This window comes from Alteromonas sp. BMJM2, assembly GCF_027257845.1.
Lineage (GTDB): Bacteria > Pseudomonadota > Gammaproteobacteria > Enterobacterales > Alteromonadaceae > Alteromonas.
Window position 1 is genome coordinate 24,189 of record NZ_JAPVOT010000023.1, and the last position, 23,390, is coordinate 47,578.

A 23,390-nucleotide genomic window follows, 5' to 3' on the forward strand; every position below is an offset into this window, starting at 1 on the left:
TAAATCAGGAAGCTAGCATAACGCGAACGGTTCTGATCACCGCTTAACCCGCAGTTTCTCTGTGAGTTAGTCACGTTAATGAGCGCTACCCTCGCGCTGGGTCAATACGTTTAGATTTGGAAAGTAGTATGGATTGGATGTCAGTCATCCCCCCTATTGTGGCTATTGCCGTTGTATTCTGGAAAAAAGAAGTCATTCTGGCACTGGCCCTTGCTGTGCTTTGTGCGGAAACGCTGATATTGGTCAATGCGGATTTAATCGGCACTTACCTTGCGCCGATAAATGCCATTGAAAGAGTGGTTGGCACAGCCTCTAGCCCAGGGAATACAAGGGTATTATTATTTTCAGTATTAGTTGGTGCACTGCTAGCCTTTATTCGCGATTCTGGCGGTGTTACCGCTACCGTTAACTTTCTGGTTGGCAAAGGCGTTGCCAAAACCCGTAAACAGGTGGGCGGACTGACTATGTTTACCGGTATTGCAGTGTTTATCGAATCGAATTTAAGCGTGCTGACTGCGGGTATATTTGCAAGAGGTTTATACGATCGGTTTGGAATGAGCCGCGCTCGCCTTGCCTACATTATTGACTCTACCAGTGCGCCAGTTTGTATACTCATACTTCTTAACGGTTGGGGCGCGTTTATATTAAGTCTGCTAGACGCCTACGAACTGCCCGCCTCTTCTGCCTCTATTTTGTGGGGCAGCGTTGTATTTAATTTCTACGCCATTTTTACCCTGCTTATTGTCGCCTACACAATATCTGCCGACAAAGTACACGGCCCAATGCTAGAAGAAGAAAACGCGCTTTCTCACACTGACGTAACGCAGCACTCTGAACCGGCTACCAAAGCGCGCTTTATGATAGCGCCTCTACTGGTAATGGTATTTAGCATGGTGGGTTTTATGTTCTGGACTGGTAACGGCACGCTTTCACAAGGAAGCGGCAGTAAATCTGTACTTTACGCCACAGCACTCGCTACTGCCCTTGCGTATTTCTTGCTGTTGTTTCACAAACGATTCACCCACAAAGAAGCGGTAGAAATTGGCTTTAAAGGCATGGGCGAGCTTCTGCCCTTGGTGACCATTGTATTGCTTTCTCTTACCCTTGGTAATAGCTTAAAAGACTTAGGAACAGGGGTGTTTGTTGCTGGCGTAGTGGGCGAATACCTTCCTATTGTGTTTATTGTGCCAATGCTATTTATTGCCGGTGGCGTGATGTCTTTTACCACGGGCACCTCGTGGGGCACTTTTGCGATACTTATTCCCATTGGCGTACCGCTAATACAAAGTTTAGGGCTACCCCCATCGCTGGTTATTGCGGCTATTTTGGGAGGCGGTATTTTTGGCGATCATTGCTCGCCTATTTCAGATACCACAGCGGTTTCTTCTCTGGCAGCAGGGTGCGATGTACTTACCCATGTTAAAACACAAATACCCTATGCGCTTTTTGCCGGTGTACTTACGCTAATTGCATACTTCATTGCTAGCGTCATTATGATTGGGTAACCCCCATTTTTGCATTACAAAGGAGCTATACATGACTGCACGGATAATATTTAATGCCTGGATGCTAAGAGCGGCAATGCTTTTTGGCGTCATAGCACTAGGAGCAGGCTGCACTTATACGGCTTCTTCTGATGCTGGTCAGTATGAAAATGATAATGTTAAAAGCCCAATGGCGCAGCAGGCTGTTGCCATGCCAGATAGCTACAGTGCCGATGCTGCAATGGCAGTATTACAAGAAGGCGGTAACGCCATTGACGCCGCGATTACTGCACAATTTGTATTGGCAGTCACCTTGCCTGAGGCAGGCAACATTGGTGGCGGTGGCTTTATGACCATTAAGTTTGAAGACACTACCGACTTTCTCGACTATCGGGAAATGGCGCCTCAACAGGCTCACCGCGATATGTATTTAGACGATAACGGTGACGTAAAACCTTACGAATCGCTTTTTGGTGCAAAAGCCTCCGGCATTCCGGGCACGGTTGCAGGAATGTGGGCCGCCCATAAAAAGTATGGCACGCTAAGCTGGGAACGCTTACTCGCCCCTGCAGTGCAATTAGCTGAAGACGGTTTTGTTGTGCATGAAAAGCTGGCCAATAATATTTCAAACTACATCGCCCGCACTAAAGATAATGGTATTAACAGTAACTTTGCAGACTATTTTCAACAGGCCAAAGCCAATACCGTATTCAAACAACCTGAATTAGCGGCCACGTTAAAAACCATTCAGTTAAAAGGGAAACAGGGCTTTTACTCAGGCGAAGTGGCTAACCTTATTGTGGACTTTATGCAGCAGAATAAGGGTTTAATTACCCACGACGACCTAGCGGCCTATAAAGCAGTGTGGAGAAAACCACTGCAATTGAGCTGGCAGGGATATGAGTTAGTGACTGCCCCGCCGCCAAGCTCAGGCGGTGTCGCTGTAGCGCAGTGGATTGGTATGCTTGAGGCCTACACGGCGCAACACGAACTGCCAACCCACAACAGCAGCGAATACATTCACATTATGTCGGAAATTGGTAAGCGAGTATTTGCCGATAGAGCTGAATACTTGGGCGACCCAGACTTTGTAAGCGTGCCCGTTGACGCCCTTACTCAGCCACACTATATTGCGGCGCGGGCAAAGGATATTCAACCAGACACCATTTCAGAAACCATCTCAATTAAGCCTGGCCTTCCTGAAAGCGAAGATACCACCCACTTTTCTATTATGGATAAATGGGGCAATGCTATTGCCAATACCACCACCATTAACCTGACCTTTGGTAGCGGTGTGGTAGTAAGCGGGGCGGGCTTCTTACTTAACGACGAAATGGATGACTTTAGTGCCAAGCCAGGCGTGCCCAACTTTTTTGGCGCGGTAGGCGGTGAGGCTAATGCTATTGAACCTTACAAGCGTATGTTGTCTTCGATGACGCCAACTTTGGTGAAAAAAGGCAATGACGTGGTGCTGGTGACGGGTTCCCCAGGGGGAACCACCATCATTTCATCGGTAGCGCAGTCGTTATTGAATGTGTTGCTGTACAACATGAGCGCCGAAGATGCCGTTAATGCGCCCCGTTTTCATCACCAACTATTTCCGAAAGACACCATTAGAATGCACGATGGTTTCAACACTGACACGTTGAAAAACCTTGAAAGCATGGGATATATCATTGATACCCGACGCTTTGGTGATGTACACCTTATTAAGCGAACTGACGCGGGCATTGATGCAGCATCAGAGGCCAGCGGCAGAGGAAAGAGCATTGTTTCAGCCCCTAACTAGGGCGTACTGACCTAGTATTTCAAGCACGATAAAATAGTGGAAGTGCTAGAGTAAAAGTGCGGTATCGATGGGTATATATTCCGATGCCGCTTTTTGCAGGCTTTCTGCCGTTAGCGTCGGCACACCATATACAGAGACTTTTTTGCCCTTGGCCTTCAATGCCTCCACGAGTATATCGAAGTCGCCATCGCCAGATACCAGCACCACCTCATCGGCATTGTCTGCGTATTGCAGTGCATCAACGGTAATACCAACATCCCAATCACCTTTTGCTGAGCCATCGGCACGTTGAATAAAAGGCTTTAGCTTTACATCAAAGCCAATAGCGCGAAGTATATTTTGAAATTCCCGCTGTTTGTTATCGCCCTTATCTATTGCATAGGCGAATGCATTGACAATATCGCTATTAGCGTTAATTCGCTGCCAAAAGCGGTTGTAGTTAAAGTTGCGTTTGTACGCCTGACGGCAGGTGTAATAGACATTTTGCACATCGACTAAAATAAGAATTTTCTGCACGATTATTTATACTCGCTTGTTTTTTACAGGTCTGGTTTAGACTGGCCTGATTTTGACTAGCCTGATTTTGACTAGCTATGAGAAAACGAAATGAGAATGACATTACCTAGGTAATGTCGCTGCACTGAAGGTGTGCTGCTAGAGCGCTGAGTGTAGCGCTTTGAGCGTCAGGCCACGAGCCTGAACTTTAAGCTACGAAGCAAACAACTGATTGATGTCGGCAAACGCTTTAAATTCTAGCGCGTTGCCGAAAGGGTCTTTGAAAAACATAGTGGCCTGCTCTCCAGGCTTTCCCTTGAAACGGATGTAAGGGGCAACAATAAACTCAATATTAGCCGCCTCTACCTTTTCTGCTAGTTCCTGCCATACCCCCATTGTTAGCACCACGCCAAAATGAGGCACAGGCACTGCGTGATCGTCTACGCCATTATAGGAAGGTGGCGAGGGCATTTCGTTTACGCAGTGGGTGACTAGCTGATGACCAAAGAAATTCCAATCTATCCACTGGGTATCGCTACGCCCCTTCTCACAGCCAAGCAGTTCGCCATAAAATCGATTGGCATCGTCTAAGTTTGTTACTGGAATAGCTAAGTGAAAAGGCTGTGTCATCGAACGTCCTATTATAAAAATTTCTTGAGTAGCGACAGTTTAAATTTGGAAAACGGCGCGTATCTAAAGGGAGCATCTAGCGCAAATGATCGCTTCATTACTGTCTTCAAATGGCTAAAGGTATCGAACCCTGCACGACCATGATAACTGCCCATACCGCTATTACCAACACCGCCGAAGGGAAGTTCGGGGTTGGTCATAAATAACATGGTGTCATTTGTACAAACGCTACCGGAGCTTGTGGCACTAATAATTCGGTCGAGCACCTCGTCGCTGTCGCTAAATGCATATAGGGCAAGAGGTTTAGCACCATCATTCACTAGTGCAATACCATCATCTAACGACGGTACCGTGACTATGGGTAAAATAGGCCCAAAGATCTCTTCTTGCATTATAGCGCTATCAAGACCCGGTTCGAGCACTAAGGTGGGCACCATTGCTGGGCGCTCCTCATCAAACTCACCGCCATAAACCACATTCACGTTATCTAAATAACTGCGTAAACGACTTAAATGGCGTTTGTTGATAATGTTCCCGTAATCTGGCGAGGCGAGTGCCGATTTACCATATTGCTTTTTAAGCTCTTTTCTAATGGCATCAATGAGCGGCTGCTCAAAACCCTTTTCTACAATAATGTAATCTGGGGCTACACAGGTTTGCCCTGCGTTCATCCACTTACCCCAGACAATGCGCCTAGCGGTAACCTTCAAATTTGTATTTTTATCGACAAAGCACGGGCTTTTTCCGCCAAGTTCAAGGGTAACCGGAGTAAGATAACGGGCCGCTGCACTCATCACAATTTTACCAACGGCTTCACCGCCGGTGTAGAAGATGTGATCCCATTTACAAGCAAGTAACGCAGTTGCCTCTTCTTTACCGCCTTCTATCACCTCTACACAAGACACATCCATGTATTGAGGGATAAGCTTTGCCACCAGCGCTGATGTTTCTGCTGAGAGCTCTGAGGGCTTTAACACGGCGCAGTTACCCGCCGCTAATGCGGCAATATAAGGCGCTAGCAATAGTTGTAATGGATAGTTCCAGGCACCAATGATAAGCACAGTACCTAGTGACTCAGGCTGCTGAAAGCTTTTACCTGGCCACGCCAGCATGGGAGTAGACACCTTGCGAGGCTTAACCCATTTGTCTAAATGTTTAAGGGTGTGATCGATATCGGACAATAAAAAACCTTGCTCGGCAACCATGGCCTCAGTTTCACATTTGCCTAAATCCGCTTTAAGGGCGTCTAACAATACCCCTTGATTATCTTCAAGCATGCGCTTTAACGCCAACAACTGATTCTTTCGCCAGTCAATAGACTGCGTCTTTCCGGTGCGATAACTAGCGTTTAGCTTTTTAACATTGTCGATAAAACAAATACCCGGTTCGATAGCATGAAGAGTAGGTCTAGTTGGCATATGAAGGCTCCGCTGGCGTTGTCAGCTCAAAAATGATCGACGTTCTATACTCTATTAATAGGTATGTTCTGCTGCAACGCAACTAAATTGTTTATTAATCTTCATTCTCCGCAGTGCTTTTTTCGTGTTTGTAGCAGGTTCGCCGCGTACACGCTTAATCCTGTACGTCATTGTAAGTTGGCCGTTAAATAGGTAATCTCGGGTAAACAGCTTCTTTTTCGCGCATAAAAAAACCTAGCACAGGCTAGGTTTTTTTGATGTGTCGGCTTAAGTATACAGCGGCGGCTGCATACAAAAGCTAACGTTGCTTTACATTACATTGCGCTGCGTTAGGCATCATAAGGATGACGTAGCACGATAGTCTCGTTTCTGTCTGGGCCTGTTGATACGATATCGATTGGCACACCTGTTAACGCTTCTAAGCGTTTGATGTAGTTTTTCGCTGCTTGTGGCAAGCCTTCAAACTCTGTCACACCATAGGTGTTGTCAGACCAACCCGGCATTTCTTCGTATACCGGTGTTATCTTATCGTAGCCATCAGCTGCCATAGGCGGTACGTCTTTCACATTACCGTCAGCGTCTTTGTAGCCTACACAAATTTGAAGCGACTCCAAACCGTCAAGTACATCAAGCTTGGTCAGACAGAAGCCTGTGATAGAGTTGATTTGCACTGCGCGTTTCATGGCCACAGCATCAAACCAACCTGTACGACGCTTACGACCTGTCGTTGCACCGAACTCATGACCTTTAACACCTAGATGCTGACCGACTTCACAATCTAGCTCTGTCGGGAATGGGCCAGAACCAACACGGGTCGTGTAGGCTTTTACAATACCTAGCACGTAATCAAGCTTCAACGGACCAAAACCTGCACCTGTTGCCACGCCGCCTACGGTAGTGTTCGACGAGGTGACGTAAGGATAGGTACCGTGGTCGATATCAAGCAGCGTACCTTGAGCGCCTTCGAACATAATTGGCAAACCGTTTTTGTCGGCTTTATCAAGTTCGTCGGTAACATCAATAACCATTGCTTTAAGAATGTCGGCAACTTCCATCGCGCCTTTCAATGTTTCGTCAAAATCGACAGCTTCTTCACCGTAATATTGAGTCAACGTAAAGTTGTGCACATCTAGCACTTCTTTTAGTTTGGCTGCAAAGTCTTCAGCATTAAATAAATCACCCACGCGGAGACCGCGGCGAGCCACTTTATCTTCGTAAGCTGGACCAATACCACGACCGGTAGTACCGATGGCTTTAGCGCCTCTTGCTTTTTCCCGAGCAACATCAAGTGCTACGTGATAAGGCAGAATGAGAGGACAAGCTTCACTAATTTTCAAACGCTCACGCACAGGAACACCACGCTCTTCTAGCATAGTGACTTCTTTCATAAGTGCGTCTGGGCTTAACACAACACCATTACCTATTATGCAGGTAACGTTGTCACGTAAGATGCCGGATGGGATCAAGTGAAGTACGGTTTTTTCACCGTCGATTACTAGAGTGTGACCTGCATTGTGCCCGCCTTGGTAGCGAACAACATATTTTGCGCGATCAGTGAGTAGGTCTACGACCTTTCCTTTACCCTCGTCACCCCATTGAGTGCCGAGTACCACAACGTTCTTTGCCATGAATCATATGTGTTAAAAAATTAGGCGGGGATTCTACAAAATTCTACGCAAAGGATCATCTATTTTTCGAACAAAAATGCGCCACAGAACTTGCTCTACCGTGAAGTTATTTTATCGGTACCACATAGAAATTCGGCGGCGGCGCCACTAACCCTATATTTTATATAGGGTTAGTGGTTAGCTTTTTTCTTTATGGGCAGAATAAACTGAACAAACGGTCAATAGAATTAAAACCGTCTTTCTTAGGCTATTAATTCATCTATGAAAAAAACAGGAGGAGCAATGTACCAAAAATAACCAGTACGCCACCTATTTGACGAAGTTGATTACTGGGCTGCTGACTTATATGCAGCAAGTAATTTCGCCATTTGTTGGGAAATAGCAATGGCCCTATTCCCTCAATAATAAGCACCATCGCCAGTGCAGGTAAAAACCATGACATTTGCCCCTCCTTTCTTAACAAACCTAGGTTGCGAACCTCGCGTAAAGTATGAGAGTAACGGTTAAGCTAAACCTGCGCTATTAAATATGGCGTTATACCTTACTGAGGGCGGTTAGATTTATATAGTCTGGCGTATGGTACAGGCCAAATCCAAAGCGCAGTCGATTACCACGGTAGTCGGTGAGTATATTCTGCGCTTTTAGTGCATTAGCTAATTGCTCGGTTTCAACAGCACTGTCGAATTCGAAGGTCAGAAAATGTCCCCGTACGTTGTCATCTTTAACTACTAACGCCTTTCGGTTTAACCGGGTATGCTCACTGGCGTCTAATTGTGTTAAAAAATAACGTTGCATATCCATCACGTACTCGTCAATGTCACCAACATTGAGTCGATGTGCTTCAAACAATTCTAGTACCGAGCGTAATCGGTATAATGCAGTAAAGTCCATAGTAGCACCGGCGAAGCGCATGCCGTCGGTACTGTACTGAACTTCGCCCGAGCGAGGCTTATCTAACGTGCCAAATTCAGCAAACCACCCGGTGTAGACAGGGCGTAACGTGCAGCCTGTTGGAATATGAGCAAAACACGCTCCCTCTCCTGCTTGAGCGTATTTATAGCTTCCCGATAAATAAAAAACTCTATCTTCTATATTTTTAAGGTTTGTGGGCTTTGCCATAAACCCATGGTAACCATCGACCACTATCAGTGTATCGTCATTGGTTACACTATCAACGATGCTATCTATGTCATCTACTACATAGCCTGAGTTGAAAAATACATGACTGAAGAAAACCATGTCAGGCTGATGCTGGCATATGGCGGCTTTAAAGCGCTCGCTAAAAGTATCGAATGGCTGGGTTGGCACGGTGACAAGGTTGATATTGTCTTGTTCATTCATGCGAGTGACTTGCCGGTGAAAGCTATGAAATTCACTGTCTGTCGATACAATTGTCACTTCGCGAGAGTAGTCTAAACAGCTCATTATTCTATAGAGTAGTTCATGAGTATTAGAGGCAAATACCAACTGATTTGGCGCGCTAGTACCGATAATCTGACTTATCCTGCTTTGTAACTCGGGGACGAGTGTTTCAAAAAAGTAGCCCCATTTTGCATCAACGTATCGGGCGCTATCATCCCAGTATTGAAGCATTGCCTCGCGAGTGCAGTCTGGCCAAAAATAATGACTGTGACACGCGTAATGCTGTTTACCTTCGTTTGCGTTGAGGAATCGTAAATAAAAATGCTGAAAAGACATAATGAACTACTCTTGTATTAATACCATTTACATTAGCAAAACCTAGCAACGCTGACATGCAAACGGCAAACTAAAATAATTCAAAGTGTAAAACGCGCAACACAAGGTATAATTAAAAATACCTTTAACGCGTAAAACACACTAAATATCCATATACAGGCGCATTTTAGTATGTAAAAATATACCATAAACATGATTCAATTTAACGTTAGACCTTTAAAAGCACGGCGGTAGTAAAAAGAAATGCAGTTTCCTCCTTACGGTAATTATTCTTTGGACATTTCAGGCAATGTGTTGGAAGTGTTTGCCTTGGGCGCGTGGAATTTAAAAACAACTCAACTCTTTGTTGAAGAAATGCATTCGTTGATTAAGGGCTTTAATGGTGAACCATGGGCAGCGTTGATGGATGGTAGGCGCTGGGTGTTGGCCACGCCAGATTGCCAAACTTGTTTGTCAGAAGCCATCAAGACAAACATTGCTATGGGGTTATGTCGTTCCGCTTATGTGCTAGATAGTGGTATGGTTAAAAAAGCTCACCTTGAGCGAACCCATCCATCTAAGCAGAAAAATTTAGAGTTTCCCCACTACGAACGACAGTATTTTAAAACGTATTTTGCAGCGCTGAACTGGCTTAATCAGGAGGGTTTTTCACCCATACTAACAAAACCGTGAAAGGTCAGCATTTCAAAGAGTTGGCTTTGAAAATCATAGCCTTAACGATCACGGTTAAGGCCATGCCTTGTGTAATCTAGTAAAGCAGGCTGTACACCTTTCTGCGGTATTCAGATTTAAGCGGATCGCCGTCTGGCAGTGCATTCATCATGTCCATCATCAGTTTTCTAGCATTGCCAAAGCTGAGATCTTTCTTTAAAACCGCATATAACAATGCAAGTGCATCCTGCGCTTTGTTGGCCTGCTGTAGTTGAACAGCTAAATCTACCTTTGCTTGTAAATCATCTGGGTTCGATTCGACCACCGACAGCAGTTGACGTATTTCTGGGGTATCGGCCGCTTGCTCCGCTAGCTCTATCTTGCCATTTAAGGTTTGGTAACGAGAGTCTTGATCAACCAGCTTAATTTCTGACAACAGTTGCTTAGCCACATCAATTGAACCCGTTTCTATAAAACAGTCGACAAGCATGTACTTAGCATTCACATTACCTTCGTTAAGTGCCAACGCTTCTTTAGCAGCCGGCAATGCTGCGGCATAATCGCCTTGCTGAATCGCTTTGCCCGCGGTGGCAAGCAGTTCGTCTTCAGGGTTAGGTAGGTACTTACCTAACATTTCGCGTATTTGCGGCTCACCCTGCACACCGGCAAAACCATCTACAGGTTGACCATTTTGAACTACCATCACGGTGGGCAGATTGCGTATACCAAACTGAGCAGCCACCTCTTGCTGTGCTTCGCAATCCACTTTCGCCAGTATCATATGTTCGCTGTATTCACCGGCAAGTTTCTCTAAAATTGGCTGTAAGTCTTTACATGGTTCGCACCAGGGAGCCCAAAAATCGATAAGCACCACTTTTTCTTGCGACGCTTCAACAATAATTTGCTGAAAGTTTTCTACGGTAATATCAACAATGGTTGCCTGAGTATTAGCAATCATATTTTCCATAACGGGTGCCTTAATTTAAATCTTAATATGCAAAGGAATATGGGGTAGTTACAAGCAAAATACAAGACCAAGCGCGTATCCAATGTAAGGACAATTGCGTGAAGCGCGGCAGAAAAGAGATTGTCGTATTTATGACATTATTTGACAAAGCTCCATGTTAAATTGGTGTAAATCGTGAGAGCGCACTTAAACTAATTTAGCTTTAGCGTGCACACTAATAAATAGGGCAGAAATTTATGAGTAATGAACTATCGTCTGATTCCCGCTTTAGCTCTTTTGCAGAGTTTTATCCGTTTTACTTAGAAGAACACAGTGACGCCACCTGTCGCACACTGCACTTTATTGGCTCATGGCTTGTTCTGGGTATTATCGCTACGGCTATATTCACTAACGTGTTGGTATACCTTTGGTTGATACCTCTGGTGGGATATGGGTTTGCCTGGGTGGGTCACTTTTTCTTTGAAAAGAATAAACCGGCCACGTTTAAATATCCTCTCTACAGCTTTGTTGGCGATTGGGTAATGTTTAAAGATATTTTAGTTGGCCGGATTAGTCTTAGAAATTAGCCTAAGCAATTCGCCTCAACAATTAGTTTCTGCGCGCGCACTACTACGAAGGCAGTGCGCTGTTTGTCACACGAAAGGGTAGGTTTGCCGCACAGGCTTTACACAATTTACAGCAACAGGCTATGGTAAGAGAAATGATTGCTATGTACTCATTCTCTGCATAAAAATAAAAAGGAAATCCTATGCCTGCTTACCGCTTGGTAAATCGCAAACGTAACTTCGCGTTATGTGCTGCAATGACGGCTATATGCGCTGCCCTAACGCCAGCATCTGCTGCTGATAGCGTTGATGTTGCCAGCTCGACTGATAACGCACCCAACGTACTCACTTACAACGACACATTTAATTTAGAGTTTGTTTCAAGTCCACAATTCATCGACGACGATACCGTTATTTATAGTCGTCAGAGCTTAGACATTATGTCTGACAGCAGGCAAAGCAGGCTGTGGCAGGTTGATATAAAATCAGGTCAACACCGGCCTTTCGTTGCTCAAGACGAAAATATTTTTCAAGCGACGCTGTCACCTGACGGTACTGTTATCGCTTACACAAAAGCCGTTGATGGACGTACGCAGCTGCACCTGTATTATCTTGACTCGAAGCAATCTGTACGCCTTACCAATACCGACGAAGCGCCCTCTAACTTAACGTGGGCTCCTGATGGTAAATCTCTGGCTTTCAGCCTATTTACCGAAGAAAAAAACGCCCCTATATTTACTGGAATGCCAGCAAAGCCAGAGGGAGCAAAATGGGCAGAGCAAGCCACCTATATTGAAACCACTCAATACCGCGGTGACGGACGGGGCTATTTACGCGAAGGATATAACCAAATCTATGTTCTTCCCGTTGAAGGCGGCACGCCAAGACAATTAACCACTGGCAAGTTTCCCAACGGTGGTTCGCTTTCATTTTCACAGGATGGAAATTGGATATACTTTGCTACGCCTCATCGAGAAGACTATGCTCTGCATCCTTACTTTAGCGACATTTATAGAGTAAACGTCGCTTCATCCGAAACCGAGCAAGTGACCAGTATGGATGGCCCTGAGGGCTCCCCCACCCTAAGCCCAGATGGTAAGTACCTCGCGTTTACCCATGTGAACGATAGAAAACTGTCTTATCAAAACAACGACCTACTTGTGATGCAGCTAAGTAACGGTGAGATAACGCGGCTCACTTCATCTCTCGACCGTGCTGTAGGCGACTTTAAATGGCGTAAGAATAGTCGAGGCCTTGTCTTTTCATATCTCGATCAGGGCGACAATAAGCTTGCAGCAGTCAACCTCAAAGGCGACGTAAAATCACTAGACATTGCTATAGGTGGTCAATCACTAGGGAGACCCTATACATCCGGCGTCTTTGCCCTTAGCGATGAAGGCACAATTGTGTATACCAGCGCAAATCGAAACATGCCGGGGGATCTTACTTTGCATCGCACCCGAAATGCAGATAAAGCCTTAACTCACCTTAACGACGATGCACTGGGTCATAAAGCGCTTGCAGAAGTCATTGATTTATCGGTAACGTCCAGTGTTGACGAGCGAAATATTGATGCGTGGGTAGCGCTTCCACCTGGCTTTGACAGCAGCAAAAAATACCCGTTTATCTTAGAAATTCACGGTGGTCCACATGCTGCCTATGGCCCCCATTTCGCCATGGAAATACAGTTAATGGCGGCGCAAGGTTATGTGGTGGCTTGGTCGAATCCGAGAGGCAGCAGCTCTTATGGCGAAGATTTTGGCAACCTTATTCACCATAACTACCCATCTGAGGATTATAATGACCTCATGGATGTGGTGGACGCTGTTATCGACAAGGGGTATGTTGATACCGATAATCTATTTATTACAGGCGGCTCAGGGGGCGGTGTGCTCACGGCGTGGTCAATAGGAAAGACCGACCGCTTTGCTGCGGCCGTGGTCGCTAAACCCGTGATCAACTGGATGAGCTTTGCTTTAACCGCTGATGCATATCCGTTTTTCAGTCAATATTGGATGTCTGATATGCCGTGGAATATTGCTGATAAACTGTGGAAGCGCAGCCCTCTTTCATTAGTTGGTAACGTAACGACACCTACCATGCTATTAACCGGTGAGTCTGATTACCGCACGCCGATTAGTGAGTCTGAACAGTACTACCAGGCGTTAAAGCTTCAAGATATTGATGCAGCCATGGTGAGAATACCCGGCGCTTCACACGGCATAGCAAGCAAACCATCTCGCCTCATTCAAAAGGTGGGGAATATTCTTGCGTGGTTCGAGCGCTACAAAACCACATCCGAAGGTGAAGATAAATAAGTCAAGCGCTTCAAATAAAAAGCCGAGCTAGCGCAATTCGCTAGCTCGGTTTGACATTGGCATTGGTATATACAATGACACTATTTGGTCAACTTTAGTACTTTGCCATTTGGCGCATCCGTTAACAGGTAGATAGCGCCGGCTTCATCAACCTCAACGTCTCTGATTCGGGCGCCGTTGTCTCGTAAGTATTCATATTGCTCTGCAGGTTTGCCATCTATCACATCGATACGGCGAAGATGAGTAAACTTCAACGATCCCACAAGAATGTCGCCTTGCCATTCTTTAAACATATCACCGGTATAAAAAACGAGTCCGCTAGGAGCAATAGAAGGGTCCCAATAAAGCCAAGGTTGCTCCATACCGTCCATGTGCGTTTTATCACTGATAACTTCGCCGCTGTAATCAATGCCGTAGGTGATTTCTGGCCAGCCATAGTTAGCGCCGTTTTTGATTATGTTTATTTCATCGCCGCCTTTTGGACCATGCTCCATTGCCCACACTTCACCAGTTTCAGGGTGAACCGTTACGCCCTGAACGTTTCGATGGCCAAAACTGAATACTTCCGGCGCATCACCGTCAGTGAAGGAGTTATTTTCAGGTACACTGCCATCGCGATTTATGCGCACTATCGTACCGAAATGATTAGCCGTATTTTGTGCTTCTTTCATGTATTTGTAGCGATCGCCAAGAGTGATATACAGTGACTTTTCAACATCAAATACCAAACGACAGCCAAAGTGAAAGCCATTATCGATCACTGGCGAGGCGCTAAATATCACCTCTACATCTTTAAGTGCATTATCTACCAGTATCGCCTTCGCCACACTACTGCTGCTGCCAGGCTTGCCATCATCAGAGGGTTTGCTGTAGCAAAAATACACCGTATTGTTCTCGCTGAAATCAGGGTCGATAGTAATATCTAGCATTCCGCCTTGGTTGTTCGCAACAACCTCTGGCACGTTTGCTAGCCTGTCTGATAACTCGCCGCTTTGTGACAACCTACGGATACCACCAGCACGCTCTGTCACTAGCATTTCTCCGCTAGGGAGAAACGCCATTCCCCACGGGTGCTCAAGCCCCTGTGCTAGTGTCGTTACTTTTATCCCGTCATTTTTGGTGCTAATGACCTTGTCTGAGTCGTTGTGACTATTTGCCATCACGCCTTGGCTCACTGCCAAACTGATACTACAAAGGCCAAGTAGACCCATTGTCAATTTTTTCATGTGTACCTCAATGTTTGCTCTTGCTCTGATAGGTGTTGTTTTTTCTTGCGTAGAAGGCTTTGATGTCGCTTGTTAACTGCCGCTCTGTTGAATTAAGCGTTATCACACTTTGCTTTGCGTCTTGTGTTCTGTATTTACATCGGGCGAATGTAACCCAGCAATGTGTTAATTATACAAAAAAGGGTACAGCTTGACTGTACCCTTAGTTTTATTCATCCCGAAATATCTGGAAATGCTCTCTTTTTACAGAGCTTTCTTAAGCGCTGTCTTTTGACGTCTATTTCGGTAGCGTTGCGCGAAGCATCCAAGCGGTTTTTTCATGAACGCGCATTCTGTCGCCAATAAGTGCAGCAGACGATTCATCATCCGCACCTTGCGCTAATTTCAAAGACTCTCTGCACGTTTTTACTACCTGCTCGTGACCATGGGTAAGTAAACGCACCATTTCGGTAGCTTCTGGCACACCATCAACTTCTTCAATCGCACTTAGCTCTGCAAACGCTTTGTACGTTCCTGGAGCCGCCACACCTAAAGTACGAATACGCTCTGCAATTTCGTCTACCGCTAATGCCAGTTCGGTGTAATGCTCTTCAAACATTAGGTGTAGTTCGCGAAACTGTGGGCCTTCAACATTCCAGTGAAAATTATGAGTTTGAAGGTATAACGTGTACGAGTCTGCCAATAGTTTCTTTAAACCATGGGCCACTTCATTACGATCGCTTTCTGAAATTCCAATATCAATTTTACTCATGTTCCGCTCCTCAACATAATGTTAAAACTAATTAGCAGTAACGCTAACGAATCACAATACTATATATCAACCTAACGCAGATAGAACTCGTATTAAGTTGATTGCAGCCATCTATTTTATAGATGCTAGCCCCTTAAGTTTCAACGTGAAAGATGCGGGTATTGTCCGTCATCATAAAAACGTCACAGTGCTTAATGCCCGTGCTTGTGCACAGCTTGTTTATCGGCTTTTACAGGTAGAACCGTATGCAATGGCTCTTGCCCCTCAAAGTGAAGCGTTAGTTGCACTTTTTCTCCCTCGCTTAAACCATTTTTTAAACCTAAAAGCATGACGTGGTAGCCACCAGATGTGAAAGTGACATGTTCGTGAGCGCCTATGGTCACACCATCAGTCAAGTGACGCATGCGCATAACGTCGCCTTCCATTTTAGTGGTGTGAATTTGTGCTTCATCTGCCACTTTTGTGTCAACAGTAACACCACTTAGTTGAAGGTCGTCTTCGCCATGATTGTGCAGTGTAAAATAAGCGGCTGCCGTTTTAGCCATTGGAAAGGTTGCGCGGGCATAGCCATCATTAAGGATAACAGACGATTGGGTGTCTGCCATATGTTCATGGCTTTTACCGTGCTCATGGCTTTTACCGTGCTCATGGCTGTGCTCACCGTAAGCTAAAACAGACGCCGAAGTGAAATAAGTGAGGACTAGCAAACAGCTAAACGCTTTGCCATGAAATTGGCGAACATAGGAAGATAATGACATTGAGAAATTGCTCCGTTGTGGTTAACGGAACTATATTACGTAAGAAATGCGTAATAACAAAGATAAATGGTGCCGACTGCCGGAATCGAACTGGCGACCTACTGATTACAAGTCAGTTGCTCTACCAACTGAGCTAAGTCGGCACACTATTTAAAACCGCTGCCTAGACAGCGGATGCGTATTCTAGCGATTAAATGGTTACTGTCAACCTTTTAATCGCGTTGCCTCAGCAACTAATTTTGGGAAATACTCAAGGGGTAGATATTGCCCTAATGCCATTAGCTTTTCACCTAGTTGATGGTAGCTATCAGTCGTCACATTAATGTGGCCCATCTTACGCTTGTCTCTTACCGATTTACCGTACCAATGCAAATGACTACCATCGATACTCAACAGCTCTCGTGAGAAACTGCTACACCCAATAATATTCACCATTGCACTAGGGCCCAATGCTGAAGTATCACCTAACGGAAGCCCACATATAGCTCTTAGGTGATTTTCGAATTGACTGGTTACCGCGCCAGATTGACTCCAGTGACCTGAGTTGTGAACCCGTGGCGCTAACTCATTAACCAGTAAGGTATTACCCACCTGGAATAACTCAACCGCAAGAACCCCTACATATTCCATGGCGTTAGCTAGCGTTGTGAAAATATCGTGTGCTTGTTGCTGTAGCGCTTCATCAACATGAGTTGCTGGCGCCACAGAAACATGAAGCTGGCCTTGATGATGTAAATTTTCCGCAAGTGGATAAGTGCGAATATCACCATTCGCATTCCTCACACCAATGAGAGAAAGCTCGCGGTCAAAGGCAACCATTTTCTCAACAACTAAAGGCACTTTTTCTAAGTCTAAGCCTTGAAGAGACTGCTTTAGCTCTGGTAACTCAGCCTTGTCTGACAAACGCCATTGGCCGTAACCGTCGTAGCCATCGCGACTGGCTTTTAAAATCAACTTGCTGCCAAGCGCATCAACACATTCATCTAATTGGTCTAAGTGCGTAACAATTTTGTGCTCGCAATTTGCCACACCCATGGTCTGCAACAAGTGCTTTTCACGAACACGATCTGCACCCACCAAAATACTTTGAATATTCGGCATTAACTTATTGGTTTGCGCGGCAACTTCAAGCAGGCGTTCTGGAACGTGCTCAAATTCAACGGTTAGCGCATCAGCACCGTCTAACGCTTCATCAAGAGGGATATCTAGAGGGGTTTTACTTACCGGATGAACAACCGTATCGTTGTTTACGTCAACGGCCTGTACATCAATACCTAACGGGCTACCCGCAAGATACATCATTTGTGCTAATTGACCTGCACCGTAAACGACGACTCTCATTCATCTAGCTCCAGTGTGTTACTTGACGCTAGCACTGTCTCGGTTTGCGTTTTTCTAAAGGCGATTATTGCGTCGCGCACTGTCTCGTCTTGCAACGCAACAACTTGAGCGGCCAATAGCCCAGCATTGGCTGCGCCAGCTTCGCCAATGGCGAGCGTACCAACAGCAACGCCCTTAGGCATTTGAACAATTGATAACAATGAGTCTAAACCGCTAAGTGCTTTTGATTTTACCGGACACCCAAATACTGGCAAATGAGTATGCGCCGCAATCATGCCAGGCAAATGAGCAGCACCGCCGGCACCTGCAATAATGGCGCTAAAGCCTTCATCTGCAGCGCTCTCTGCGAACTCCACTAGTAAGTTTGGTGTTCTGTGCGCCGACACGACTTTCGCGTCAAATTCGACGTTGAACGACTTCAGCATTTTTGCAGCCTGCTGCATGGTAGGCCAGTCTGAAGTTGAACCCATTACAATCGCGACTTTCGCCATCTAATGATCCTCGGAGTAGGTAACCTGAATCCTGTTTAAGAAAAGGCGCTCAGCACCACTAGAAATGCGAATTACTGCGTTGCAAAAGTAAGTAATAGAACAACTATTACGTGACTTTTGCGCCTTGCACTTCGCATTTCTAGCAGTACTGAGTTTGAAATTTAAATTTTATAGAACAAATGCTTGCACCATTCTTTAAACAGGATTCAGGTTATGTAAAATAGACAAGTTTGGAAAGCACGCGATTGTAGCGTAACTTGCGCAAAATTCCCACTTCAATTGCCCGTAGAAAGGCGTTTCAAATTGCGCGTGAACTGACTTGTGACAAGATATCTAGACAGCGGCGAGTTCGTTGGCAATACAATTAAATAAGACACGCTTTCGAATGGGCTTACTCAAATACGCATCCATGCCAGCGTTGAGACAGGCAATTCGGTCTTCTTCAAAGGCATTTGCCGTTAGCGCAATAATACGCACGGTGTCTTTGTTTATGCCGTGTTTGCGAATTTGTGAGGCAGCTGTCAGGCCATCCATGACAGGCATTTGACAGTCCATGAGAATGACGTCAAACGGGTATTTCTTTGCTGCCTCTAATGTATCTTGACCATTCTTAGCACGAATACAGCGTACATTGGCACTAGATAACATTTCCATGACTATTTCGGCATTAATATCGTTATCTTCTGCTAATAGAATATGGGTGTTATTGGGTATCGTTTTGATACTAGGCTCGGTGTTAGCGGCTTTGGCTAGCGCTCTATTTGTGCTCTCTTTGCAGGGAATATAAAATGTAAAGGTAGAGCCATTGTCCAGTGTACTTTCTACGCACATTTCGCCCCCCAGCAACTCCACTATCCCTCTGCTAATGGCTAAGCCTAGACCAGTGCCGCCATAGTCTCGTGTGGTGGATGCATCAGCCTGCTCAAACTTTCCAAAAATGGTATGAAGTTTGTCTTTTGAAATCCCAACTCCGGTATCTTCAATGCCAATACTAAGAGAGTTATCTGCATAATTTGCTGTTATTGTAACGGTGCCGCCATTAGTAAATTTAATCGCGTTACTGAGCAAGTTATTTACGACTTGTCCAACTTTGCCAGAATCAAGAGTCAGTAGTGCTGGCACCGAATCGTCAACAAAAAGGTGAATTTCAATTTCCTTAATATTTGCCGTGTACGTGAACAATTCTTTAGCCGCTGACAGTAACTCGCGTATTGGCGTATCTTGATAATCTGCGACCATCTTACCTGACTCTATCTTAGACCAATCGAGAATACTGTCTAAAATGTGCAGTAGATTAGTGGCAGAACGAGAGATAGTGTTAGCTCTTGACGCAATGTAACCAGGCAGTTCGTACTCTGACATCAGCTCACACGAGCCAATAATTCCATTCATCGGAGTACGAATTTCGTGGCTCATGTTTGCTAAAAACTGGGTTTTAGCAATATTCGCCGCTTCTGCAGATTTTAGTGCGCTTTCCAAATGTTGGGTTTTTTCTTCAATACGAACCTCCAATGACTGATTCAGCTCACCCAGCTCCACGTTTAACTGCCTTTCAGTGGCCCTTGCCCTGCCTAATTCGTCAAAAGCGGCCAATAATCTTTGCTCCAAACTGATAAATTCATTGTTTAGCGCAGTAAGCTCTTGAATATGAAACTCTTCGCTAGGGATACTGCTCCCTGGCTTACTTTTGTGGTCAAAACTAGCAATGTAGCGAATGAGTCGTTTAAGGGGCATGCTGATCATTCGAGCGACCAAAAACCCCGCAAATGTGCCAAATATAGATAGCAATAATAGTAAAACCAGGTCCTTCATCAGGTAGTTGCTCATGGAGGCTTGAAGATACTCACGGTTGAAGAAATAGCTTAACGTCCAGTTGACCTGTGGTATGTCACCCTCAAACCGCAGCCAGTTTTTTCCCCCAATACCATTATCTAACTCAACATCACATTGTGGCTCGCACTCATAAAATGGGGCTTTACCTAACGGCTTTAAATTAAGCTCATTCGATGCAAATACCACATCTCCTTTTCTATCTTCAATTAATAAAGAGAAGCCATCTAAACTGAGCTCGTCAAACGCAGTAAAGCTTTTGAGAGACAATGAGCCTTCAACAATACCAACGGTGTCATCGCGACTTGTCTTGATAGGAGCGGAAATGGCAACAATCGGATCACTGCCAAAGCCACGGCCTTGGAATACATCGGATAAATAGGGCTTACCAGACTGCATCACTTCAAAGAAATAGGGGCGATTTGCAACATTCGAGCTAACACCAGATTTAACTTTTTCGATTAGATTAGTGGGATATGTATGAGTAATGTCTCCCTGTTTATCGGCGATAAGAAAGGTGATGAAGTTAGGATAATATTCGGCCAGTATAGACAGCTGTTTTGATGAAGCTGCATCTAATTCTGTTTGTGTTTTACCTCCTGACAACGTTTTTGCGGTTGCCGTGACCACGCTTTGGTGTTGCTCAATGAAATCAGATAACTGTTGCTGCAGCACTGCAATGCGTTGAAGCATGTATTGTTGAATTTGACGTTCTTGCTGCTGTTGAAACAGCGAGACCGACAGGTAAATCACGGCCATAGAGCCTATAAAGAAACAGCCAGAAAAGAAGTAGCTGAATAAAAAATTAAGCTTCACCTTTTCTGACACGTACGCACCGTTTCGTCTCAAACCGTGAGTCGCTAGATAGACAAAATGCCCAGTTACTAAACCAAAAGCGCCGCTTATCCAAGTAACCAGAACGCCAGAAATAAGTAAATTGAGGTTTTCGTGGTTAACAGCGCCGCTGTCAACATAGTGCTCAAGCAACAACACTGGCACAAAGACAATGGACCAAACGCCCCCCCCTATTTTTACTACTTGCGCAGGAGATTTCTGGTACCCAAACAGGCTTATGACGATGGGTAATAACGTGAGGCATTCTTTTCCGATGATATCTCCATCACTAAACCAAAGTGGAGAGCAAATCAGCAACGCTATAGGTATTGATAGGTAGGGTGTAAAACGAAGGGCGGCATATACTGCTGCGCCACAGCCAAACACCACGATACCTGAGCTATCAAATGGGGCTGGTAATACATTAATAAACCCGCCCACTAAGCATAATAAAATAACTTCCAGTGCTAAAGACCAGCTAAAAACATAACGAGTTTTACTCAAAGATAGCCTCCAGCGCCATGATTAGTTCTGCTTCATGTAATCGAGGGTAAAGTTGGTCAGTAGTTTTACGCCCAATTTCATACCTTCATCATCCACAAAAAATTCCGGCGTGTGATGAGCAGGACTCTCTTCTTCAGATACATCTAAAGGCTTTCCACCTACCCACACGTATAGGCCAGGTACTTGCTCCTGAAAGAATGAGAAGTCTTCCGCACCTGTGACCGGGTTTGATAACAAGGTGTTTTCAACACCTGCCGTACGCTGCATTGTCGGCAACATGGCCTGCGTTAATGCGGGATCGTTATAAGTAATGGGGTAAGAATAGTCTAACGGCAATGTTAGCTCTGCTTTGGCTCCCATACTTTCAGCAATAGCATTTACCTTACGAGGCAAGGCTTCATAAATATGCTCTCGAGCAGCTTTGTTCAACGTTCTGATAGTGCCGACTAACTCTACTTCATTGGGGATAATATTAGACCTGTTACCACCGTGAATTGAACCAATAGACACAACAGCAGCATCATCAATAAGCTTTAGTTCTCTGCTGACAATAGTTTGGATAGACATGATCATTTGAGCAGCGGTAACAACGGGATCCACGCTTTTCCACGGATAAGCACCATGCGCCTGTTTACCGTGAATAACGATTTTAAACGGATCTACGGCAGCCATGGTGCCACCAGGCTTATAACGCACTTTGCCTACATCAGTGTTGGCATTAATGTGTAAACCGAAAATCACATCCACATCAGGATTTTTAAGTACCCCTTCCTTTACCATCACTTCGGCACCACCGGTTTCTCCCGCGGGGGCGCCCTCTTCAGCCGGCTGAAAGATAAATTTTACCTTGCCAGTAAGTTCGCTTTTTATATCGGTAAGGATTTTAGCGGCCCCCATCAGCATAGCCATATGAGTGTCGTGACCACATGCGTGCATCACAGGAACGTCATTTCCATTGTATTCGCCCATTTGTTCAGAGCGATAGGATAATTGGTTTTGCTCTTTAACCGGCAGACCATCCATATCGGCGCGAAGCGCGACCACAGGACCTGGCTTTCCAGAGTCAAGAATGGCGACTACGCCCGTTTTTGCAACACCGGTTTGAACCTCTAATCCTAACGAAGTAAGGTAGTTTGCAATGTAATCTGCTGTTTTGAATTCACGGTTGGAAAGCTCAGGGAATTGGTGAAAATGATGGCGCCATTTAATGACGTCTGGCTCGACGTTTGTGGCTAAACTGTCGACATCTACGGTTGCAGCGAACACACTGGTCGATACAGCTAAACTTGCGAAGGTTAAGGTTGCTAACTTCCCGATCATAATATTTATCCTTTGTTGTTTTGACCAGAATAGAGCATCTGGTAAAAGAACACACCCAGAACTTGATCTTAGAAAATTAAACTAACGCATCCACAAATACAAAAACATTATCCGGAAGTCTAAAACTGTAAATAAAGGAGCCTATAGACATATTCAGATACAAAAAAGGCGCCTTTTGAAGTGACCCCCAATAGTTGGACTATCCAATTACTGGGGGTCTTTTTATGTCCAAACATCACAGAGCATTTAAGTTAAAGCTAGCGCGACTAGCGCAAGAAGAGAGTTCAGGAGTCTTAGGTTCAAAGTTTGAGGTACGCTCCAACCTTATCCGTTATTGGTCTCAAGTTTATCGCATTAACGGCTTTGATAGCTTTTTTCACAAGCAACGCCCTTACTCCTTCGAATTTAAAATTCATGTACTTAATACCATGGCAGCGAATAACTGGTCACTGACTTATACCAGCGCCTATTTCGACTTATCAACTCCTGGTATTTTATTTCAATGGCAAAAGCTTTATGCTCACGAGGGTATAACCCGTCTAAAACCACAGAAAACAGGTAGGCCTCGCGTGACGAATCATTCTTCAACTCCTAAACCATCAGCAGACATGTCTGAAAAAGAGCTCAGAGAAGAATTGGATTATCTACGTGCAGAGAACGCAGTCTTAAAAAAGTTAGAAGCCTTGGCTCAAGCCAGAAAGAAAAAAGCAAA

General features: G+C 45.1%; 20 protein-coding genes and 1 tRNA gene. 6 read left to right on the forward strand and 15 right to left on the reverse strand.

Annotated features, from left to right (window positions below; translation table 11 throughout):
• Positions 1-128 precede the first annotated feature (128 nt).
• Positions 129-1,505 carry a Na+/H+ antiporter NhaC family protein gene (locus tag O9X84_RS17265; RefSeq protein ID WP_269520923.1) on the forward strand — a complete coding sequence of 459 codons (1,377 nt, stop codon included), beginning with the start codon at positions 129-131 and terminating at the stop codon, positions 1,503-1,505.
• Positions 1,506-1,536: 31 nt separating this feature from the next.
• On the forward strand, positions 1,537-3,273 hold the full coding sequence (gene ggt, locus O9X84_RS17270) for a gamma-glutamyltransferase (protein ID WP_442864556.1): 1,737 nt from the start codon (positions 1,537-1,539) through the stop codon (positions 3,271-3,273).
• Between the two features lie 45 nt (positions 3,274-3,318).
• On the opposite strand, the gene O9X84_RS17275 is transcribed toward ggt, so the two are convergent.
• The 6 genes from O9X84_RS17275 to O9X84_RS17300 form a co-directional block, all read right to left on the reverse strand.
• A complete protein-coding gene (locus tag O9X84_RS17275) occupies positions 3,319-3,789 on the reverse strand; it encodes a LabA-like NYN domain-containing protein (protein ID WP_269520924.1) in 471 nt (156 codons plus the stop codon).
• Between the two features lie 192 nt (positions 3,790-3,981).
• Complete coding sequence (locus O9X84_RS17280; protein WP_269520925.1) at positions 3,982-4,398, reverse strand: VOC family protein; 417 nt, start codon at positions 4,396-4,398, stop codon at positions 3,982-3,984.
• Positions 4,399-4,409: 11 nt separating this feature from the next.
• Positions 4,410-5,816 (reverse strand): aldehyde dehydrogenase family protein, encoded by a 1,407-nt coding sequence (locus tag O9X84_RS17285; protein ID WP_269520926.1) that lies wholly within the window; start codon positions 5,814-5,816, stop codon positions 4,410-4,412.
• A gap of 329 nt (positions 5,817-6,145) precedes the next feature.
• On the reverse strand, positions 6,146-7,444 hold the full coding sequence (locus O9X84_RS17290; protein WP_032095424.1) for an adenylosuccinate synthase: 1,299 nt from the start codon (positions 7,442-7,444) through the stop codon (positions 6,146-6,148).
• A gap of 259 nt (positions 7,445-7,703) precedes the next feature.
• Entirely contained in the window at positions 7,704-7,886 is a 183-nt protein-coding gene (locus O9X84_RS17295; protein ID WP_269520927.1) for a DUF2065 domain-containing protein, read from the reverse strand.
• A gap of 92 nt (positions 7,887-7,978) precedes the next feature.
• Positions 7,979-9,142 carry an aminotransferase class V-fold PLP-dependent enzyme gene (locus O9X84_RS17300; protein ID WP_269520928.1) on the reverse strand — a complete coding sequence of 388 codons (1,164 nt, stop codon included), beginning with the start codon at positions 9,140-9,142 and terminating at the stop codon, positions 7,979-7,981.
• Between the two features lie 243 nt (positions 9,143-9,385).
• On the opposite strand from O9X84_RS17300, the gene O9X84_RS17305 reads away from it, so the two are divergent.
• Positions 9,386-9,814 (forward strand): hypothetical protein, encoded by a 429-nt coding sequence (locus O9X84_RS17305; protein ID WP_269520929.1) that lies wholly within the window; start codon positions 9,386-9,388, stop codon positions 9,812-9,814.
• A 76-nt stretch (positions 9,815-9,890) separates the two neighbouring features.
• Here O9X84_RS17305 and trxA read toward each other — a convergent pair whose 3' ends face one another.
• Positions 9,891-10,760, reverse strand: coding sequence for a thioredoxin (gene trxA / locus O9X84_RS17310; protein ID WP_269520930.1), 870 nt, complete (start codon positions 10,758-10,760; stop codon positions 9,891-9,893).
• A 236-nt stretch (positions 10,761-10,996) separates the two neighbouring features.
• Here trxA and O9X84_RS17315 point away from each other — a divergent pair, with 236 nt between their 5' ends.
• Both O9X84_RS17315 and O9X84_RS17320 read left to right on the forward strand, forming a co-directional pair.
• Positions 10,997-11,326: a DUF962 domain-containing protein gene (locus O9X84_RS17315; protein ID WP_269520931.1), complete on the forward strand. Its 330-nt coding sequence runs from the start codon at positions 10,997-10,999 to the stop codon at positions 11,324-11,326.
• A 182-nt stretch (positions 11,327-11,508) separates the two neighbouring features.
• The gene (locus O9X84_RS17320) at positions 11,509-13,623 is read left to right on the forward strand and encodes a S9 family peptidase (protein ID WP_442864557.1); all 2,115 of its coding nucleotides are present in this window, start codon (positions 11,509-11,511) and stop codon (positions 13,621-13,623) included.
• An 80-nt stretch (positions 13,624-13,703) separates the two neighbouring features.
• Here O9X84_RS17320 and O9X84_RS17325 read toward each other — a convergent pair whose 3' ends face one another.
• From O9X84_RS17325 to O9X84_RS17360, 8 genes are all read right to left on the reverse strand, one after another.
• The gene (locus O9X84_RS17325) at positions 13,704-14,849 is read right to left on the reverse strand and encodes a PQQ-dependent sugar dehydrogenase (RefSeq protein WP_269520932.1); all 1,146 of its coding nucleotides are present in this window, start codon (positions 14,847-14,849) and stop codon (positions 13,704-13,706) included.
• Positions 14,850-15,126: 277 nt separating this feature from the next.
• Positions 15,127-15,600 carry a Dps family protein gene (locus O9X84_RS17330; RefSeq protein ID WP_032095430.1) on the reverse strand — a complete coding sequence of 158 codons (474 nt, stop codon included), beginning with the start codon at positions 15,598-15,600 and terminating at the stop codon, positions 15,127-15,129.
• A gap of 191 nt (positions 15,601-15,791) precedes the next feature.
• Positions 15,792-16,358, reverse strand: a complete 567-nt coding sequence (locus O9X84_RS17335) for a copper chaperone PCu(A)C (protein ID WP_269520933.1) — start codon at positions 16,356-16,358, stop codon at positions 15,792-15,794.
• A gap of 67 nt (positions 16,359-16,425) precedes the next feature.
• Positions 16,426-16,501, reverse strand: a tRNA-Thr gene (locus O9X84_RS17340).
• A 61-nt stretch (positions 16,502-16,562) separates the two neighbouring features.
• Complete coding sequence (locus tag O9X84_RS17345; RefSeq protein ID WP_269520934.1) at positions 16,563-17,699, reverse strand: 5-(carboxyamino)imidazole ribonucleotide synthase; 1,137 nt, start codon at positions 17,697-17,699, stop codon at positions 16,563-16,565.
• A complete protein-coding gene (purE, locus tag O9X84_RS17350) occupies positions 17,696-18,190 on the reverse strand; it encodes a 5-(carboxyamino)imidazole ribonucleotide mutase (RefSeq protein WP_032095432.1) in 495 nt (164 codons plus the stop codon). The genes O9X84_RS17345 and purE overlap by 4 nt, the downstream gene beginning before the upstream one ends.
• Before the next feature lie 333 nt (positions 18,191-18,523).
• Positions 18,524-21,358, reverse strand: coding sequence for an ATP-binding protein (locus O9X84_RS17355; protein WP_269520935.1), 2,835 nt, complete (start codon positions 21,356-21,358; stop codon positions 18,524-18,526).
• Between the two features lie 21 nt (positions 21,359-21,379).
• Positions 21,380-22,678 carry an amidohydrolase gene (locus O9X84_RS17360; RefSeq protein ID WP_269520936.1) on the reverse strand — a complete coding sequence of 433 codons (1,299 nt, stop codon included), beginning with the start codon at positions 22,676-22,678 and terminating at the stop codon, positions 21,380-21,382.
• 224 nt (positions 22,679-22,902) lie between these two features.
• Between O9X84_RS17360 and O9X84_RS17365 the strand changes: the two genes are divergently transcribed.
• Positions 22,903-23,390 (forward strand): transposase (locus O9X84_RS17365; protein WP_269520937.1); only part of this gene is annotated, 488 nt, incomplete at its 3' end.

Bases quoted from the DNA above. Each gene is read 5' to 3' on its own strand.
- O9X84_RS17265 (WP_269520923.1), top strand. From the start codon at position 129: ATGGATTGGATGTCAGTCATCCCCCCTATTGTGGCTATTGCCGTTGTA.
- ggt (WP_442864556.1), top strand. From the start codon at position 1,537: ATGACTGCACGGATAATATTTAATGCCTGGATGCTAAGAGCGGCAATG.
- O9X84_RS17280 (WP_269520925.1), bottom strand. From the start codon at position 4,398: ATGACACAGCCTTTTCACTTAGCTATTCCAGTAACAAACTTAGACGAT.
- O9X84_RS17285 (WP_269520926.1), bottom strand. From the start codon at position 5,816: ATGCCAACTAGACCTACTCTTCATGCTATCGAACCGGGTATTTGTTTT.
- O9X84_RS17290 (WP_032095424.1), bottom strand. From the start codon at position 7,444: ATGGCAAAGAACGTTGTGGTACTCGGCACTCAATGGGGTGACGAGGGT.
- O9X84_RS17295 (WP_269520927.1), bottom strand. From the start codon at position 7,886: ATGTCATGGTTTTTACCTGCACTGGCGATGGTGCTTATTATTGAGGGA.
- O9X84_RS17300 (WP_269520928.1), bottom strand. From the start codon at position 9,142: ATGTCTTTTCAGCATTTTTATTTACGATTCCTCAACGCAAACGAAGGT.
- O9X84_RS17305 (WP_269520929.1), top strand. From the start codon at position 9,386: ATGCAGTTTCCTCCTTACGGTAATTATTCTTTGGACATTTCAGGCAAT.
- trxA (WP_269520930.1), bottom strand. From the start codon at position 10,760: ATGGAAAATATGATTGCTAATACTCAGGCAACCATTGTTGATATTACC.
- O9X84_RS17315 (WP_269520931.1), top strand. From the start codon at position 10,997: ATGAGTAATGAACTATCGTCTGATTCCCGCTTTAGCTCTTTTGCAGAG.
- O9X84_RS17320 (WP_442864557.1), top strand. From the start codon at position 11,509: ATGCCTGCTTACCGCTTGGTAAATCGCAAACGTAACTTCGCGTTATGT.
- O9X84_RS17325 (WP_269520932.1), bottom strand. From the start codon at position 14,849: ATGAAAAAATTGACAATGGGTCTACTTGGCCTTTGTAGTATCAGTTTG.
- O9X84_RS17330 (WP_032095430.1), bottom strand. From the start codon at position 15,600: ATGAGTAAAATTGATATTGGAATTTCAGAAAGCGATCGTAATGAAGTG.
- O9X84_RS17335 (WP_269520933.1), bottom strand. From the start codon at position 16,358: ATGTCATTATCTTCCTATGTTCGCCAATTTCATGGCAAAGCGTTTAGC.
- O9X84_RS17345 (WP_269520934.1), bottom strand. From the start codon at position 17,699: ATGAGAGTCGTCGTTTACGGTGCAGGTCAATTAGCACAAATGATGTAT.
- purE (WP_032095432.1), bottom strand. From the start codon at position 18,190: ATGGCGAAAGTCGCGATTGTAATGGGTTCAACTTCAGACTGGCCTACC.
- O9X84_RS17360 (WP_269520936.1), bottom strand. From the start codon at position 22,678: ATGATCGGGAAGTTAGCAACCTTAACCTTCGCAAGTTTAGCTGTATCG.